At 71.7% G+C, this 16,685-nt stretch carries 18 protein-coding genes; 13 read left to right on the top strand and 5 right to left on the bottom strand.

Annotated features, from left to right (window positions below; all coding sequences use genetic code 11):
* Positions 1-55: 55 nt before the first annotated feature.
* Together AB0M35_RS10065 and AB0M35_RS10060 are read left to right on the top strand one after the other, a co-directional pair.
* Entirely contained in the window at positions 56-1,000 is a 945-nt protein-coding gene (locus tag AB0M35_RS10065) for a Ppx/GppA phosphatase family protein (protein WP_363743670.1), read from the top strand.
* A gap of 76 nt (positions 1,001-1,076) precedes the next feature.
* On the top strand, positions 1,077-1,880 hold the full coding sequence (locus tag AB0M35_RS10060; protein WP_363743668.1) for a sugar phosphate isomerase/epimerase: 804 nt from the start codon (positions 1,077-1,079) through the stop codon (positions 1,878-1,880).
* A gap of 78 nt (positions 1,881-1,958) precedes the next feature.
* Here AB0M35_RS10060 and AB0M35_RS10055 read toward each other — a convergent pair whose 3' ends face one another.
* Genes AB0M35_RS10055 through AB0M35_RS10045 form a run of 3 tightly spaced genes read right to left on the bottom strand, consistent with a single transcriptional unit; the run spans position 1,959 to position 3,946 of the window.
* Positions 1,959-2,516, bottom strand: coding sequence for a CGNR zinc finger domain-containing protein (locus AB0M35_RS10055; RefSeq protein ID WP_363743666.1), 558 nt, complete (start codon positions 2,514-2,516; stop codon positions 1,959-1,961).
* A gap of 19 nt (positions 2,517-2,535) precedes the next feature.
* Positions 2,536-3,702, bottom strand: coding sequence for a glutathionylspermidine synthase family protein (locus AB0M35_RS10050; protein WP_363743664.1), 1,167 nt, complete (start codon positions 3,700-3,702; stop codon positions 2,536-2,538).
* Position 3,703: 1 nt separating this feature from the next.
* A complete protein-coding gene (locus AB0M35_RS10045; protein WP_363743662.1) occupies positions 3,704-3,946 on the bottom strand; it encodes a hypothetical protein in 243 nt (80 codons plus the stop codon).
* Positions 3,947-4,191: 245 nt separating this feature from the next.
* Between AB0M35_RS10045 and AB0M35_RS10040 the strand changes: the two genes are divergently transcribed.
* The 11 genes from AB0M35_RS10040 to AB0M35_RS09990 all read left to right on the top strand — a co-directional run bounded on the left by AB0M35_RS10040 (position 4,192) and on the right by AB0M35_RS09990 (position 14,546).
* A complete protein-coding gene (locus tag AB0M35_RS10040) occupies positions 4,192-5,112 on the top strand; it encodes a proline dehydrogenase family protein (RefSeq protein WP_363743660.1) in 921 nt (306 codons plus the stop codon).
* Positions 5,113-5,287: 175 nt separating this feature from the next.
* Positions 5,288-6,088 carry an alpha/beta hydrolase gene (locus tag AB0M35_RS10035; RefSeq protein WP_363743658.1) on the top strand — a complete coding sequence of 267 codons (801 nt, stop codon included), beginning with the start codon at positions 5,288-5,290 and terminating at the stop codon, positions 6,086-6,088.
* A complete protein-coding gene (locus tag AB0M35_RS10030; protein ID WP_363743656.1) occupies positions 6,081-6,662 on the top strand; it encodes a WHG domain-containing protein in 582 nt (193 codons plus the stop codon). Before AB0M35_RS10035 ends, AB0M35_RS10030 begins: the two co-directional genes overlap by 8 nt.
* Before the next feature lie 72 nt (positions 6,663-6,734).
* Positions 6,735-8,138 carry a hypothetical protein gene (locus AB0M35_RS10025; protein ID WP_363743654.1) on the top strand — a complete coding sequence of 468 codons (1,404 nt, stop codon included), beginning with the start codon at positions 6,735-6,737 and terminating at the stop codon, positions 8,136-8,138.
* A gap of 51 nt (positions 8,139-8,189) precedes the next feature.
* A complete protein-coding gene (locus AB0M35_RS10020) occupies positions 8,190-9,575 on the top strand; it encodes an HlyD family efflux transporter periplasmic adaptor subunit (RefSeq protein WP_363743652.1) in 1,386 nt (461 codons plus the stop codon).
* Positions 9,572-10,402: an ABC transporter ATP-binding protein gene (locus AB0M35_RS10015; protein WP_363743651.1), complete on the top strand. Its 831-nt coding sequence runs from the start codon at positions 9,572-9,574 to the stop codon at positions 10,400-10,402. Before AB0M35_RS10020 ends, AB0M35_RS10015 begins: the two co-directional genes overlap by 4 nt.
* A complete protein-coding gene (locus AB0M35_RS10010; protein ID WP_363743649.1) occupies positions 10,399-11,583 on the top strand; it encodes an ABC transporter permease in 1,185 nt (394 codons plus the stop codon). The genes AB0M35_RS10015 and AB0M35_RS10010 overlap by 4 nt, the downstream gene beginning before the upstream one ends.
* A gap of 227 nt (positions 11,584-11,810) precedes the next feature.
* Positions 11,811-12,020, top strand: a complete 210-nt coding sequence (locus tag AB0M35_RS10005) for a helix-turn-helix domain-containing protein (RefSeq protein ID WP_013736082.1) — start codon at positions 11,811-11,813, stop codon at positions 12,018-12,020.
* Positions 12,021-12,243: 223 nt separating this feature from the next.
* Entirely contained in the window at positions 12,244-12,345 is a 102-nt protein-coding gene (locus AB0M35_RS10000) for an AURKAIP1/COX24 domain-containing protein (RefSeq protein WP_007465623.1), read from the top strand.
* Between the two features lie 117 nt (positions 12,346-12,462).
* Entirely contained in the window at positions 12,463-13,536 is a 1,074-nt protein-coding gene (locus tag AB0M35_RS09995; RefSeq protein ID WP_363743647.1) for an NAD-dependent epimerase/dehydratase family protein, read from the top strand.
* Positions 13,533-14,546 carry a lysophospholipid acyltransferase family protein gene (locus tag AB0M35_RS09990; RefSeq protein ID WP_363743645.1) on the top strand — a complete coding sequence of 338 codons (1,014 nt, stop codon included), beginning with the start codon at positions 13,533-13,535 and terminating at the stop codon, positions 14,544-14,546. Before AB0M35_RS09995 ends, AB0M35_RS09990 begins: the two co-directional genes overlap by 4 nt.
* A gap of 33 nt (positions 14,547-14,579) precedes the next feature.
* On the opposite strand, the gene AB0M35_RS09985 is transcribed toward AB0M35_RS09990, so the two are convergent.
* A complete protein-coding gene (locus AB0M35_RS09985; RefSeq protein WP_363743643.1) occupies positions 14,580-15,479 on the bottom strand; it encodes an HAD-IB family hydrolase in 900 nt (299 codons plus the stop codon).
* Between the two features lie 104 nt (positions 15,480-15,583).
* Positions 15,584-16,435 carry a DUF5667 domain-containing protein gene (locus tag AB0M35_RS09980; RefSeq protein ID WP_363743641.1) on the bottom strand — a complete coding sequence of 284 codons (852 nt, stop codon included), beginning with the start codon at positions 16,433-16,435 and terminating at the stop codon, positions 15,584-15,586.
* Between the last annotated feature and the right edge of the window lie 250 nt (positions 16,436-16,685).

Genomic DNA, 16,685 nt, shown 5'->3' with positions numbered 1-16,685 from the left:
TGGTGCGGCGGGCAGGCCGGGCAGTGACGCGAACCGGTTGCCCTAGGGTTCTCCCATGCGACTGGGTGTCCTCGACGTCGGTTCCAACACGGTGCACCTGCTGGTGGTCGACGCCCATCGCGGCGCACATCCGTGGCCGGCGCACTCCGAGAAGGCGGTGTTGCGGCTCGCCGAGCAACTCGGGCCGGACGGTGCGCTGCCCCCGGCCGGCGCGGACGCCCTGGTCGAGGCGGTCGGCGCGGCCCGCGCCTCGGCCACCGCATTCGAGGTCGACGAACTGCTCGCCTTCGCCACCTCCGCCGTACGCGACGCGGCCAACTCCGCCGAGGTGCTCGCCCGGGTCCAGGAGACCACCGGCGTACGCCTGGAGGTGCTCTCCGGTGCCGACGAGGCGCGGATGACCTTCCTCGCGGTGCGGCGGTGGTTCGGCTGGTCGGCGGGCCGACTGCTGGTGCTGGACATCGGTGGCGGCTCGCTGGAGATCGCGGCCGGTGTCGACGAGGACCCCGACGTGGCGGCCTCCCTGCCGCTCGGCGCGGGGCGGCTGACCCGGGACCGGCTCGCCGTCGATCCGCAGAGCGCGGCCCCGCCCGGCCCACAGGCGGTTGACGAGCTTCGGGAGTACGTCGACAGCCTGCTCGAACCGGTGGCCGAGCGGATGGCCGAGGTGGGCTGGGAACGTGCGGTGGCGACCTCCAAGACGTTCCGTACCCTGGCCCGGTTGGCCGGTGCCGCGCCCAGCGGCGCCGGGATCCGGACCCGTCGCCGGCTCACCCGCGCCGGGCTGCGCCAGGTGCTCGGCTTCATCCGGCACATCGCCCCCGCGCAGCTTGCCGAGTTGGAAGGGGTCAGCGCCGGGCGGGCACACCAGTTGCTGGCCGGTGCGGTCGTCGCCGAGTCGGTGATGCGGCGTCTCGGCGTCGACTCGCTGGAGATCTGCCCGTGGGCGCTGCGTGAGGGCGTGATCCTCGATCGGTTGGATCGGTTGACTCCGGAGTGATCGAAGCGCCCCTGATTGACCGGTTTGTGGAGTTCTCGTCGTATTGGCTCAATCGATGGCGGCTACCCTCGGTGGTGTGACTTCCCGCGTCCCGGTGCTTCTCTCCAGTTCCTCGGTCTTCCCTGAGCGGACCGCGGCGGCGTTTCAGCTGGCCGCCGAGCTCGGCTACGACGGGATCGAGGTGATGGTGTGGACCGACGCCGTCAGCCAGGACGTCGGTGCGCTGCGTGGCCTGGCCGAGCACTACGGCGTGCCGGTACTCTCCGTGCACGCACCCTGCCTCCTGGTGACGCAGCGGGTCTGGAGCCCGGACCCGTGGGAGCGACTGCGTCGTTCGGCCGTACTGGCCGAGGCCCTGGAGGCGCCGACCGTGGTGGTGCACCCGCCGTTCACCTGGCAGCGGGACTACGCGCGTAACTTCGCCGACGGGCTGGACAAGGTGGCCGGCGAGTTCGGCGGGATACGGATCGCGGTGGAGAACATGTACCCGGTTCGGATGGCCGGTCGGCAGTTCGTGCCGTACGCCCCCGGTTGGGATCCGACCGAGGTCGGCTACGCCTCGTACACCCTCGATCTGTCGCACTGCGCAGCCTCACACACCGACGCGCTTGGGATGGCCGACCGGATGGCTGCCGGCCTGGCGCACGTGCATCTCGGTGACGGCACCGGCGAGGGGCGGGACGAGCACCTGGTGCCCGGCCGAGGCGGTCAACCCTGCGCCGAACTGCTGCGTTCGCTGGCCGGCCGGGGCTTCACCGGATCGGTCGCGGTGGAGGTGACCACCCGGGGCGCGAAGAGTCGGCAGGTCCGCGAGGCGGACCTGCGCCAGTCCCTCGCCTTCGCCCGCGAGCATCTCAGCGCCGCGTCGGTCGACGCCTGAGCGTACGGTCGCCGTTCGACGCCTGAGCGTGTCGGTCGATGCCGGTGTGGGTGGTTGTCGGGACGACGCCGGAGTGGGTCAGGACACGGGCGCCAGTGGATCGGTCTGCGCCGGCACGGCGGCGCGCTTGCGGGCCCGGTGCGCGGCCACGTGGGAGCGGGTGGCGCAACGCTCCGAGCAGAACCGCCGGCAGCAGTTCGACGACGTGTCCAGGTAGACGTTGCCGCAGCGGTCGTCCGCGCAGACACCGAAGCGGGCGCTGCCGTACTCGCAGAGCCAGACCGACAGCCCCCACACCGCGCCGGCGAGGAATTCCGAACTCACCGAGGCCCCGCGACTGGTCACGTGCATGTGCCAGTCGCTGGAGTCGTGACCCGAGATACGCGGTTGCACCGGGAACGCCTCCAGCAGGGAGTTCAACTCGGCCACCGCCTCGGCATCGCGCCCGGACGTGCCGTACTCGAAGATGTCGCGCAACCGCTTCTGCGCCCGCCGGAAGACCGCCAGGTCGCGTTCCGCGACCTCGTCGCGCATCCACGCGTTCTCGTCGGGGAAGATGGCCCGCAGGTCGTCGAGGCCGTCCAGTCGGGTGTTGACAAGGTCAACTCCGGTCCGGGCGTACGCGTCGAAGTTCACCCCACCAACGGTAGACGACTCATCCGCCGCGCGGCGCGTCGATGTAGTGCGGCAGGAACCGCGCATAGCCGTCAGTGATCAGGCTCGCGCTCTCCCGCAGCCCGGCACCGGCCGACTCGCCATCGACGATCCAGCTGCCCAGCACCAGCCGACTGCCGGCGAATTCGGGCAGCGCCCGGAACTCCTGATAGCAGAAGCCTTCCTCACCGTAGTCGCCCGGATTGCTGATTTCACCGGCGGAGGTGACGATCCGTACCGCCGCGCCTTCCCGGCCGAGCAGCGGCTTGGCGACGTACTCCGGCATGCCGCGCGGCGAGTCGAGGTACGCCGGCAGCAGCAGCTCATGGTCCGGGTACAACTCCCAGAGCACCGCCAGCAACGCCTTGTTGGACAGCAGCAGCTTCCACGCCGGCTCGATCCAGGTCGTCGGGGTGCCCGGCTCCAGCGCCAGCGGCCCGTACGGCTCAGCGAGCATCCACTCCCAGGGATACAGCTTGAAACAGGTGGTGATCGGCTGGTCGGCGCTGTCGACGAAGCGGCGGCCGTCCCAACCGATGTCCTGGACCGGCAGCAGCTCGACATCCAGCCCGGCCTGGCGGGCCGCCTCAGCCAGGTAGCCGGCGGTCATGTGGTCCTCGCCGGACTCCTCCTCGTTCGACCAGACCACGTGTACCCGCCGGTCGTGCAGGCCGGCACCGATCTTCGCCCAGGCGCCGACGAGCCGCTCGTGCAGGCTGTTCCACTGGTCCAGCGCCGGCCGGGTGTGCTCCAGCCAGTACCACTGGATGATGCTCGCCTCGACCAGTGCGGTCGGGGTGTCGGCGTTGTACTCCAGCAGTTTCGGTGGCCAGCTGCCGTCGTACCAGAGATCGAATCGTCCGTAGAGCGTGGGCGGGGCCTCCCGCAGCGATCGGGCGACCGCCTCGGCCGCCCAGCCGGGGATGCCGAACTCGGCGTACCGGTTGCGAGCCACCACGTGCTCGGCGGCGGCCACCGACATCCGGTGCAACTCCTCGGTGGCCTCCTCCAGCCGCAGCACCTCCTCCAGATCGAAGGCGTAGGCGGCGGTCTCGTCCCAGTACGACATCACCCCGCCGTCGGGCAGCTCGGTGTCCACGTACACCAGGCCCTGGGCACGGATGGTGGCATCCCAGTCGGGGCGCGGGTCGACCCGCTCGCGGCGCACCTCAGCCCCCGCAGGATGCCTGGTGGGATCCGAAGCCACCGCGCTCGGGCACGGCCGAGGCCACCGGCTCCGATACCAGGCGGCCGACGCCCATCTCGGGCGCGGACGGCGGAGTCCGCAACGCCATCGCCACGGTGTCACCGCCCCCACCGGGACCCATCGCGCAGTCGTCATCGTCGTCGTCGGAGGTCATGTTGCAGCCGGAGAGGGCGAGCGCCAATGCGGTGAGGGCACCAAGCTGCACGGAGGCCGAACGGAGGCGGCGTCGGGGGTGTTGTTTCACGCCATCGTTGTAACCGATGAACGCCAGGCTCGCCGCCCCGGGCTACCAACACGCTGCTGGTGTAAGGAAGGGCCCCTTATTAACGCCTGCGGTATAGAAGGGTTCCCTTCTCACATCCAAGTGTTAAAAAGGGGCCCTTCCTTACATCGCGGGCGGGGTGGGCCGGGGCAGCGCTTGCGGGGCGGGGTGGGCGTTACGCTCGGCTCATGCTCCGTTCCGTCATTCTCGCCGCCTCCCGGTCATCCCGGGTCGAGCGGCTCGTCGCGACGGCCCCGTTCTCCCGGGACGTCGTGCGTCGGTTCGTCGCCGGCGCGCAGACCGACGACGCGTTGCGCGTGACCCGCGAACTCGTCGACGGTGGCGTCACGGTCACACTTGACCACCTGGGCGAAGACACCGTCACCCCCGAACAGGCCACCACCGTCCGGGACGAATACCTCACCCTGCTGCGGCGGCTCGCCGAGGCGGGGCTGACGCCCGCAGCCGAGGTGAGCGTCAAGCTTTCGGCGCTGGGCCAGGCTTTCGACGAGCAGTTGGCTTACGACAACGCCCGGGCGATCTGTGCCGCCGCCGACGCCGCGCGGACCACGGTCACCCTGGACATGGAGGATCACACCACCACCGACTCGACCCTCGACATCCTGGCCAAGCTGCGCAAGGACCACCCGTCGACCGGGGCGGTGTTGCAGGCGTACCTGCGGCGCACCGAGTCGGACTGCCGCGACCTGGCCACGGCCGGATCCCGGGTGCGGTTGTGCAAGGGGGCGTACAAGGAGCCCGAGTCGGTGGCCTACCAGTCGGCCCGTGAGGTGGACAAGTCCTACGTCCGTTGCCTGAACATCCTGATGTCTGGCGACGGCTATCCGATGCTGGCCACCCACGATCCGCGACTGATCTCCATCGGCGAGGACCGGGCCCGCTGGTTCGACCGCGCTCCGGACAGTTTCGAGTTCCAGATGCTCTACGGCATCCGGCCCGAGGAACAGGACCGGCTGGTCGGCGAGGGCTACACGGTGCGCACCTACGTGCCGTACGGCGACGACTGGTACGGCTACCTGATGCGCCGGCTCGCCGAGCGCCCCGCCAACCTCGCCTTCTTCGCCCGGGCCCTGGCCTCACGCAAGTAATCGCCCCCCGCCCGCACGCGAGTAGTCGACGTCTGGCCTTGCGTAAGTAGTCGCCGCCCGGCGTCGCGCGAGGCTGCCGGTTGGCATGCCCACCGACCGGGCGCCGGGAAGCTCCGCCGGACCCGGTCTCGATGCCGCCTTGACGCGTTTGGCTAATGGCATTAGCCTTGCGGCTATGAACACTAGCTTTACCGAGCGTGGCGGCGGACGGATCGCGTACGAGGTGCACGGGCAGGGGCCGTTGGTGGTGCTCGCGCACGGCATGGGGGAGAACCGCCACTCCTACCGGCACCTGATCCCGCTCCTGGTAACGGCGGGCTACCGGGTGGCCTCGGTCGACGTACGGGGTCACGGCGACTCCACCACCGGCTGGGCGACGTACGCCCCGGCCGAGGTGGGGCGCGATCTGCTGGCGGTGGTCCGTGACCTCGGCGGTCGGCCGGCCACCCTGGTCGGCAACTCCTCCAGTGCCGCGGCCGTGGTCTTCGCCGCCGCCGAGGCGCCGGACCTGGTCAGCGGGATCGTGCTGGTGGGTGCCTTCGTCGCGCAGCCGAAGCTCAACCCCTTCATGCGGCTCGGCGTGTGGGCGGTGGTCCGCAGTCCCCGACTGTTCGGCATGTTCCACCGCACCCTGTTCCCGGTCCACCGGCCGCCGGACGACGCCGAGTACCGCAAGAGCCTGGTGGCCGCGCTGCGCCGGCCGGGCCGGATGCTGCCGGCCCGCGAAGTGGCTGCCCCGGTGGACCCGCACTGGACCACCCTCGCCCCGCAGGTAAGCCAGCCGGTGCTGGTGCTGATGGGCACGAAGGACCCGGACTTCCCCGACCCCGGTGCCGAGGCCCGGGCCGCCCGGCGACTCTTCCCGCTCGCCGAGGCGCGGATGGTCACCGACGCCGGGCACTACCCGCACGCTGACCGGCCCGAGGCGATGGCCGCCGAGCTGACCAGCTTCCTGGCGGTGACCGATCGTGCCTAGGGCCGGACTCAACCCGCAGGTCGTGGTGCGCGAGGCGGCCTTGCTGGCCGACGAGGTCGGTTACCAGAAGCTCACCCTCGCCGCGCTGGCGAACCGGCTCGGTGTGGCGTTGCCCAGCCTCTACAAGCACATCAAGGGCGCCGACGCGTTGGCGCAGCAGCTCTCCGCGCTGGCCACCGCCGAACTCGCCGAGGAGATGACCACGGCCGCCGCCGGCCGCAGCGGCCAGGATGCCCTGCGGGCCGTCGCCACCGCCTACCGGTCGTACGCGCGCCGGCATCCCGGCCGCTACCCGGCCGCGCAGCGGGTGCCGGATCCGACTGATCCGGCGCATGTGGCCGCCGGTCAGCGCGCGGTCGACGTCGTCTACGCCATCCTGCGCGGGTACGGCATCGAGGGCGACAGCGCGGTCGACGGGGTGCGCATGTTCCGGGCCGCCGTGCACGGTTTCGTCGCCTTGGAGGCGGCCGGCGACTTCGGCCTGCCTCGCGAGGTCGACCGTTCCTTCGACCAGATGATCGTGGCCCTCAGCGTTGCCTTCGCCGCCTGGCCGGGTGGTGCCGACGTCGACTGATCAGCCGACTCGCGGAATGCCGGCGGCAGGAACCTACTTCCACGCCGCGCCTCGGGACCGTACCCTGCGCCGGTGACTCACGGGGGGCCTGCGGCCGACGACCAACTGTTCCCGAGCTACCCGACACCGACGGACGCGACGTCCACCGGGATGCCGGCCGTCGTGCCGCCCGCGAGGCACGTCGCGCCGCCGGCTCGGCGTCGGCGCTGGCCGCTGTGGGCTGGGCTCGTCGCGGTCGTGCTGGTGTTGAGCTGTGGCGTGCCGGCGGTGCTGTTGGCCGACGGGTTTCGCGATGCCAGGGGCGGCGTGGCCGCCCCGAGCGCCTCGCCGAGCGAGAATCCGACCACTTTGGCCGCCCGGCAGGTCGCGGAGCGGATCAAGGCGCAGTTGGACAAGCAGTCGGCTGCGCTGCTCGGCGGGGACCGGGCCGGGTTCCTGGAGATCGCCCGGCCTGCCGTACACAAGGATCTGCGTCGCCGGTACGCGGCGTTGCGGGCGTTGCGGGTCACCCGCTGGGAGGGGCACCCGAGCGGCCTGCCCACCACGGCCGGGCGGGCCGGGGAATGGCGCCTACAGGTCGAGTTCCGGTACTGCTTCGTGCTGCCGGAATGCCAGACGAGCCCGGTGGTCGTCGAGACCCGATGGCGCGACGGGGCACAGCCCCGCCTGCTCGCGCTGGGCAGGTCGAAGACCTCGCCGTACGTCATCGGGCGGATGAACGGGCAGCCGGGCAACCTGCCGTGGGAACTGAACGACCTGGTCAGCGCGGTCGGTAAGCGCACGATGGTGGCCACCACACCGGCGTACCGGCATCGGCTGCCGGGTCTGTTGAAGCGGGCCGAGGCGGCGGCGAAGGTGGCCGACACGTACGTGGTGACCGGTCGGGCACCCGACCGGTACCGGATCTTCTACGCCGGGCCGAAGGAGTGGAAGCGCTGGTACGGCGGCGAGCAGCCGTCCTGGGGCGCCGGGTACGCCATCAACGTCGGCGGTGGCCACTACGAGATCGTGCTCGGGCCCGACAGCTTGAACTACGGCCCCCATGTGGAGGAACTTCTCCGGCACGAACTGACCCACGCCGCCTCCCTGCCCGAGAAGGACTACACCGACGAGTCGACGTGGTGGCTGACCGAGGGCTTGGCCGAGCATGCGGGGGCCGACGGGCAACCGGTCGGCCGGTACGACGGCCTAAGCGAGACCCGGCGGTTCGTCCGGGGCGACTGGAACGGCAAGCTGGAAAGCGTCATGCCGGACCACGACACCGCCGAGGGACGGGTGGCCGGCAGTTACGGCATCGCCTATCTCGCCGTCCGGTATCTCGTCGACCGCTTCGGGGAGGAGCGGGTGCTCGCCTTCGTCAAGGCAGTGGTGCACGACCTGCGCATACCCGCACAGACCAGTGAGGAGTTCTTCGACGAGAAGTGGGCCACCCTGCACAAGGCGGCGGTGGCGTACATCCGTTCGGCCGTGCGCTGACCGGGCGAGGCGGTTCTCCGGCTGTTCGAATTGAGCTCGTAGCATGAGCCGGTGCGCCGCCTCGACTCGCCGCGGCTGCTCGCAGTCACGCGGCCCCGCCTGTTCACCGCCCTGCTCGCCGTCACCGTCCTGACCTTCACCAGCGCCGCCTCCTGCGACGGCGACGAGCCGCCGATCGCGTTGGCCTCGGCCGTGCGGGCTCCGGTGACGGAGGAGATCGACGCCCCGGCCACGGTCGTCGCCCGGGCGGCAGCCACCCTCACCGCCCCCGCCGACGGGACGCTGCGCAGCCTCCGGGTCGAGCCGGGGCAGCGAGTCAAGCGCGGCCAGGTGCTGGCCGTGGTCGACTCGCCGTCGGCGCGGCAGCGCCTGCGGCAGGCCCGCGCGGCGCTCGACGCCGCCAAGCGAGCCGGTGGCGGTGGTGGCGGCAACCTCGCCGGGTCGCTGCGGGGCACCGACCGGGCCGCCGCGCAGGCGCACGCCGCCGCCCGCGCCGCCGCCGGGAAGATCAGCGATCCGAAGTTGCGCAAGGCACTGCTCGCGCAGGTCGAGTCCGCGCAGCGGCAGTACGACGCCGCCGCGCGGACTGCCGACCGTGCGGTACGCGAGGTGCAGCGCGGCGTACGCAGCCTCAATTCCGCCGTCGGCGCGCTGGCCACCGCCCAACGCCTCCAGGCACAGCAGGCGTACGACCTGGCCAAGGCGACCGTCGACGCGTTGACCCTGCGGGCACCGATCGCGGGCGTCGTGCAACCGGGCGGGGTCAGCTCCGGTGGTGGTCCGGCGAGTGCCCTGGCCGGGCTGCTCGACGCCGCAGGCGGAATGCCGGGCGGGATCGACCCCGGCACGCTCGGCGCCCCCGCCGCCGGTCCGCCTGCGGGGGTGGACACGGCGGTTCCGGTGGGTGGTCGGGTCACCGCCGGCACTGCGGTGCTGACCGTGGTGGACACCGGCGAACTGGGTCTGCTGGCCGAGGTGGACGAGACCGACGTGCTGCTGGTCCAGGTCGGCCTCACCGGCGCGGTCGAGTTGGACGCGGTCCCCGGCGCGAGCTACCCGGCGACCGTCCGTTCGATCGACGTGCTGCCCAGCACCTCGGCCCGGGGCGGAGTCAGCTACCGGGTCCGGCTCTCGCTCGGGGCGGGTCGGTTCGGCGAGGCGGAACCGGCACCGACCCCGCGACCCGGGATGAACGCGGTGCTGCGGTTGCAGGTCCGTGAGGCGACGGACGCGGTGACCGTACCCGCCTCCGCGGTCTTCTCCGCCGACGGACGGGACACCGTCTGGGTGGTACGCGACGGACGGGTGGGGCGGGCCGCGGTCACCGTCGGGGTGCAGGGCCAGGACCTGGTGCAGATCGTCGACGGAGTGCAGCCGGGCGACCGGGTGGTGGTTCGCGGCACCGACCAGGTGCGCGACGGCCAGGAGGTCGGGTGAGGGTAGGCGCCGGCCGGGACCGGGACGGCTCGGCGGCAGCCCCGGCCATCGAGGCGGTCGAGGTGTCCCGGACATACCAGTTGGACGGGGTCTCCGTACCGGCCCTGCGCGGTGTGTCGTTGACCGTCGCGGCCGGCGACTACGTGGCGTTGATCGGGCCGTCCGGGTCCGGCAAGTCGACCCTCATGCATCTGCTCGGTGGCCTCGACCGGCCGACCGGTGGCCGGCTGGTGATCGGCGGACGGGAGGTGGGCGCGCTGTCCGCGCCCGAGTTGGCCCGACTGCGCAACGAGACCATCGGCTTCGTCTTCCAGGCGTTCCACCTGCTGCCGCGTACCACGGCGGTGGACAACGTGGCGCTGCCGCTGGTGTACCGGGGAGTGGGCGCCCGCCAGCGGCGTGAGCGGGCCGCCGCGATGCTCGGCCGGGTCGGCCTGGGACACCGCCTGGACCACCGGCCCAACCAGCTCTCCGGCGGCGAGCAGCAGCGGGTGGCGATCGCCCGCGCGCTGGTCACCGATCCGACCGTGCTGCTCGCCGACGAGCCGACCGGCAACCTGGACAGCACCACCGGCGCCGCCGTGCTGGAACTGTTGGAACGGCTCAACGCCGAGTCGGGGGTGGCGTTGGTGATGGTCACCCACGACGCGGAGGTCGCCGCCCGGGCCCGCCGTCGGATCACGATGCGCGACGGCATCGTCGTGGCGGACAGCGCCCAGGATCCGCTCGCCGGCAGCGCCGGCTTCGACGAACCCGGCGCGGGTGGACTCGGCACGGCCGGCGCGGGTGGGCCCGGCGCGGCTGGCACGGGCGGGGTCGGGTCGTGAGGCTGGCCGAGGCGTGGCGGGTGGCGGCGGACGCGCTGCGGGCGAACCGGATGCGCAGCCTGCTGACCATGCTCGGAGTGATCATCGGAGTCGCCTCCGTGGTGCTGCTGGTGGCGATCGGCACCGGCACCAAACAGACCGTCGAACAGCAGGTCGAAGGGCTGGGCTCCAACCTGCTGCTGGTCGTACCGGGGCGGCTTGACGTGGGCTCGGCCCCGGCGGTCTCCCCGCTGACCTTGCAGGACGTGGACGCCGTCGGTCGAGTGGTCGGTGACCCTGCCCGGGTCGCCGTGACGGTCGCCTCGGGTGCGACCGTCCGCGCCGGCAGCCGGCAGGACTTCACCACCGTGCAGGGGGTGCTGGAGACCACCCCGACGGTCTTCGCCCGGGATCTGGCCCGGGGCCGCTACCTGACCCGGTCCGACGTGGACACCGGCCGTCGGGTCGCCGTCCTCGGTGACTCGGTCGCCCGGATCCTGTTCCCCGACCGGGAGGCCGTCGGTCAGCAGGTCAACGTCGCCGGGGTGCGGTTCCGGGTGATCGGGGTGTTCACTCCGCTCGGGCAGAGCCTCGGCGTCGACCGGGACGACGAGGTGCACATCCCGGTGACGGCGGCGCAACGGTTGTACGGCACCCAGCGGGTGGACGCGATCGCGGTACGGGCGCCGGACCGGGAACGAATCGACGAACTCGGCCAGCGGATCGTCGCCGAGTTGAACGGTCGGCACCCGGGTACCGAGTTCAGTGCCGTCACCCAGGAGCAGATCCTCGGCGTACTCGGCGACATCCTTGGCATCCTGACCGGCGTCCTGGCCGCCATCGCCGGCATCTCGCTGCTGGTAGGTGGGGTGGGAGTCTCCAACATCATGCTCGTCTCGGTACGCGAGCGGACCAGGGAGATCGGCCTGCGCAAGGCGGTCGGTGCCCGGCCTCGGGACATCGGCGTGCAGTTCCTGCTGGAGGCGGTGCTGCTGACCTCGATCGGCGGGCTGACCGGGATGGCCCTGGGGGTGGGTGGGGCACTGCTGGTGGCCGCGGTCTCGCCCATCCCGGCGGCGGTGACCTGGTGGTCGCTGGCGCTGGCCTTCGGCGTCTCGGCGGCGGTGGGGATCGTCTTCGGGGTGGTGCCCGCCCAGCGGGCCGGTCGCCTCGACCCGGTGGTCGCACTGCGCGCAGAGTGACATCGACGGCACCGGTGGCCGAAGATGGTCGGGTGGGCGATTCGAGCGCATGCCACCCGACCAGGGGTTTTTCGCGATCGAGCCGGTTCCGGATCGTGATCAGTTGCAGGAAGGGATCGCGCCGGTCACAGCCGTCCCGCTACCGTACTGATAACACGCGCGTCGCCGGCCGCGCGGGAGGACCCGTGGGGCGGCACGCGCCGGGCATGGGATGGGTCGGGTGAGCCATGGCCGGGTCACCGTCCGACGGTCGGTTGTCGGATGTCAAGTTCCTGACCGTCGCCGAAGTGGCGACCGTCATGCGGGTGTCGAAGATGACGGTCTACCGTCTCGTGCACAGTGGTGAGTTGGCCGCTGTGCGGGTCGGCAGGTCGTTCCGGGTGCCGGAGCACGCGGTGCACGAATACCTGCGCGGTGCCTTCCAGGAGACCGCCTGATCCGGGTGTCATGTCGATCGGATAGGCCCGCGTAACGGGCATCGACCGGGGGCGCGTTGGTCCGGTTGACGTGGTCCCGCTACGCTGGACTGCGATCGTGACCGCTGGTGCGCCCCGCCGCCCACCCCGCCGGTCCGGTCCCGTTGTCCGTAAGCGGTCGCCGACGTCACCAGTTCGTGGCGTCATACCGGTCGCGCCGCACGTTGCATCGAAAGGCTTTCGTATGGGCTCGGTGGTCAAGAAGCGCCGCAAGCGCATGGCTAAGAAGAAGCACCGCAAGCTGCTGCGCAAGACCCGCGTCCAGCGTCGCCGTCTCGGCAAGTGACTGATGCCGGGCGTTGACCCGGCATTCGTCGCTTGCCAACTGTCGACCCTCGGAGGCTCAGGTGATCAGGCCGTGGCTGCCCCGGCTCGGTCCCAACCGTCGGGGTAGGTGCGAGACATGACCCCCGGTGGCTCATCGAGCCTCCCGGGGGTTGTCGTCGTGACCGGGGTCAGTCGCTACCTCGGCGCCCACGTCGCCGCCCGGCTGGCTGCCGACCCGCGCATCGAGCGGGTAATCGGCATCGACCTGCCCGACCCGAGTCCGGAGGTTGCCGGCCTGCTGGAGCAGGTCGAACGGATTCGTGTCGACGCCGGCTCGGTCGGTGGGCTCCTCGCCGACCTGGACGTCGACACGGTTGTGCATCTGGCCCTGGTCAGCGCCCCGGATCAGCAGCAGGGCGGCCGGTCGGCGATGAAGGAACAGAACGTCATCGGCACCATGCAGCTGCTCGCCGCCTGCCAACGGGCACCTCGGCTCCGCAAGCTCGTGGTCCGCTCCTCGACTGCGGCGTACGGCGCCTCGTTCCGGGACCCCGCCGTCTTCACCGAGGAGACCGAGCCGCGTGAGGTGCCGCGCGGCGGCTTCGGCCGGGACATCCTCGACATCGAGGGATACGTTCGGGGCTTCCGCCGGCGGCGGTCCGACGTCACGGCCACCGTGCTGCGGTTCGCCCCGTTCATCGGCTCGACGGCCAACACCACGCTGACCCGCTACTTCTCGCTGCCGGTGGTGCCCACCATCCTCGGCCGGGATGCCCGGTTGCAGTTCCTGCACTTCGATGACGCGCTTGAGGTGGTACACCGTTCGGTCACCGAGGACCACCCGGGCACGTACAACGTCGCCGGGCCCGGGGTGCTCTCGCTGTCCCAGGCGATCCGCCGGGCCGGCCGGGTGGCCGTACCGATGCTGGAGCCGGGCCTGTCGGGTGCCGCGGCGCTCGCCCGGAGCATGGGACTCGGTCGTTACGGCCTCGACCAGGTCGACCTCCTCGTGCACGGCCGGGTGGTGGACACCACCCGCCTGGAGCGCGAGTACGGCTTCACGCCCCGATCCACTGCCGCCGCGTTCGACGACTTCATCCGCGCCCACCACGGTCGGTCCGTGGTGACGCGCGAGCAGTTGGTCGCCGCCGAGCAACTCGTGCTCGATCAGATCCGCCGGGTACGGGCGGCTGCGCGGGAGCAGTCGTGAGGGAGCCGGAGATGGGCAGCGACGAGGCGCGTGCCGACAACGGGCAGGCGGCGCGGCCGGAGAACGCTCCGGCTCGGCTCAACGGGCAGCGACCGGTGGCAGCGGGCCAGGTCGGTCGGGCCGCTCAGCCACCCGAGCCGGCTGCGCCGGCCGTACCGGACCGACCCGGCGACGTATGGGATCAGCGGATCGCCGGCGGGCTGGCGTTCCTTCGACGGCGACTGGCCGGCGACTACGAGGTGGACGAGTTCGGCTTCGACCCGGAGCTGACCGAGGCGGTGTTCCATCCGCTGCTGCGGCGGCTCTACCGGGACTGGTTCCGTACCGAGGTGACCGGGCTTGCGAACGTACCCGCCGACGGGGCGGGACTGGTGGTCGGCAACCACTCCGGCACCGTGGCACTGGACGCGTTGATCCTCTCCACCGCCCTGCACCACGAGCACCCCGCCCACCGTTACCTGCGCCTGCTCGGTGCCGACCTGGTCTTCCGGATGCCGGTGGTCTCCGAGATCGCCCGCAAGACCGGAGGCACCGTGGCCTGCAACCCGGACGCCGAGCGGCTGCTGCGCGGCGGCGAGCTGGTGGGTGTCTTCCCCGAGGGCTTCAAGGGCGTCGGCAAGCTGTACGCGGAGCGCTACAAGCTGCAACGCTTCGGCCGAGGCGGCTTCGTCTCGGCGGCGCTGCGTACCGGCACCCCGATCATTCCGGTCGCGATCGTCGGCGGCGAGGAGATCTATCCGATGCTCGCCGACATCAAGCCCCTCGCCCGGCTGCTCAAGCTGCCCTACTTCCCGGTGACGCCGACCTTTCCCTGGCTCGGGCCGCTGGGCATGGTGCCGTTGCCGAGCAAGTGGCTGATCGAGTTCTGCCCGCCGATCCCCACGGCGCACCTGGTCGACTCCGCAGACGACCCGCTGGTCGTGTTCAACCTCGCCGACCAGGTGCGCGAGACCATCCAGCAGACGCTGCACGAACTCCTCGAACGACGCCCCGACCCGTTCGGCCCCTAGCCGGCTGCTGATCGGTGGCACCGACACCGGGCCTCAGCGTGCCGCGCGCCGTTCCTCGGCCGTACCGCCACCACGGCGGCGGCGCTGCAACGCCACACCGGCCGTGACCGCTCCCGCCACCAGGCTGGCGGCGGCGGTGGACGGAACAGCGATCTTGACAGCGCGGCGGCCGGTGCGGAAGTCGCGTACCTCCCAGCCGTGCTGGCGTGCCGCACGCAGCAGGGCGGCATCCGGGTTGACCGCCACCGCCCGGCCCACCGCGGACAGCATCGGCAGGTCGTTCGCCGAGTCGCTGTAGGCGGCGCAACGGCCCAGGTCCAGCCCTTCCACCGCCGCGAGCGCGGTGATCGCCTCGGCCTTGACCGGCCCGTGCATGAGGTCACCGACCAACCGGCCGGTGTACGCCCCGTCGACCACCTCGGCGACGGTGCCGACCGCGCCGGTCAGGTTGAGCCGAGCGGCGATCACCCGGCCGATCTCCACGGGGGCGGCGCTGACCAGCCAGACCCGCTCACCGGCGTCGAGGTGGCCCTGCGCCAGCCGTCGGGTCCCCGCCCAGATCCGGGGTGCCATCAGCTCGTCGAAGATCTCCTCCGCGAGGCGTTCGATGTCGTCGACGCGCCAACCCTCGATGAAGGCCAGGGCGGCATCCTTGGCCTGTGACATGTCTCCGGCGTGCTCCCGGGCGAGTAGCCGGAAACGTAGCTGTTGCCAGGCGAACCGGGCCAGATCGGCGGTGGTGAAGTAGTTGCGTGCGGCGAGGCCGCGAGCGAACCAGTAGATGGAGGCGCCCTGCATCATCGTGTTGTCCACGTCGAAGAAGGCTGCGGCGCATGGATCCGGCGCGATCGGGGGAGCCGGCTCGGTCTGGGCCCAACCTGTGGTGTGCCCGTGCACATCGGTGCTGACGGTCACCTTCCGGCTGCGCGCCACCCGTTCCCCCTCACCTCGCCCGCATCTGCTGCCCTCCGCGAGGGTAGCCGCCGCCCGGCCTGCCGACCTGGCCGGCGAGCCGGTCGGGACCTGTCACACACCGCTCAGGCGCAGGTGCCGGGGAGAGGGCCGAGGCTGTCGCTGGCGGAGCCGACCGGCTGGCCGCAGGCGATCGTCGCGCGCAGGGCGTCGGCACGTTCGGTGACCGACTCCAACAGGAGCAGCGACTGGGCGGTCCGCTCCCGGTCGGTACGGGAGCCGCTGTCCATCAGCGCGTTGAGAGCCCGGCGTTGCCGGATGAGGAAGGCGTCGACCGCTTCGAGCGCCGCCGCGTCCGATCGCTGCGCCGCAGCACCGGTCAGCAGACGTACGCCCTGCCGGGTGTCGGCGTCCATGTCGTCGAGCACCGTGCCGTACCCGGACCGGTTGCCGTGCAGGGCGGACGCCTCGACCAACCGGGTACGGGCGAAGTCGAGGAAGAGTTGACCACGGCTGATCTCGGAACTGGCGAGCGCGAGTTGGGCCCGCTCGGTGCCGCGCTTCATGCCGTACAGCGCGTCGCCGGGAACCGCGTTCTCGCTGGCGGCCGAGATGCCGGAGACGGCGATCGCGCCGGCCGCGATGCCGACCAGGATGGCACCCCGGGCGCGGGCGCGGCGCGCGGTGACGGCCGGTAGCAGTGCGGCCCGGTTGTTGCTGACCTTCTCGGTCGGGGCCGGGGCAGCGATGCCCTCGCGCTCGGCGGTGGCCAGCAACATGGCCCGCAGGCCGGTCCGGAACTCCGGATCCACCTCGGGCGCGGGCGGGTTGGCGCCCAGTTGCCGGCCGAGCCCGACCAGCGGCGTGAGCTGGTCGTCGATCCGGGAGCGGACGTGATGGCGTCGGCCACCGTTCGCTTCGTCGAGAAGCTGCGCGAAGCGCTCGGCGCGCCGACGGGAGAAGAGGGCGTTGTCCACCGCGGCACCTCCTCTCGCTGGGCGCGGCCGGTCGGCCGCGATCACCGCCAGCGACCGATGACCGCGTGACACCACGGCGGACGCCGTTGGCGTCGTTGCCCGTCGTCCGTAGCCCGGGGCCGGGCTGTCACCGGTCGCACCCGGAGAAACGCGCCGTGCCGGGATCGGGTTACGGGCCAGCCGGAGTCGGAAATCACCCAAAGTGATCGCGCTGAGTGCCCGGTCGGGACACGCAACAGTTGGCGCCCCC

The sequence above is a fragment of the Micromonospora sp. NPDC051196 genome, assembly GCF_040682415.1.
Classification (GTDB): domain Bacteria; phylum Actinomycetota; class Actinomycetes; order Mycobacteriales; family Micromonosporaceae; genus Micromonospora.
Note: the sequence above shows the minus strand (reverse complement) of the source record. Positions and strands in the feature narration are given on the sequence as shown.

Excerpts from the sequence above, each read along its gene's own strand:
- AB0M35_RS10065 (WP_363743670.1), top strand. The coding sequence starts at position 56 with ATGCGACTGGGTGTCCTCGACGTCGGTTCCAACACGGTGCACCTGCTG.
- AB0M35_RS10040 (WP_363743660.1), top strand. The coding sequence starts at position 4,192 with ATGCTCCGTTCCGTCATTCTCGCCGCCTCCCGGTCATCCCGGGTCGAG.
- AB0M35_RS10035 (WP_363743658.1), top strand. The coding sequence starts at position 5,288 with ATGAACACTAGCTTTACCGAGCGTGGCGGCGGACGGATCGCGTACGAG.
- AB0M35_RS10005 (WP_013736082.1), top strand. The coding sequence starts at position 11,811 with ATGGCCGGGTCACCGTCCGACGGTCGGTTGTCGGATGTCAAGTTCCTG.
- AB0M35_RS10000 (WP_007465623.1), top strand. The coding sequence starts at position 12,244 with ATGGGCTCGGTGGTCAAGAAGCGCCGCAAGCGCATGGCTAAGAAGAAG.
- AB0M35_RS09995 (WP_363743647.1), top strand. The coding sequence starts at position 12,463 with ATGACCCCCGGTGGCTCATCGAGCCTCCCGGGGGTTGTCGTCGTGACC.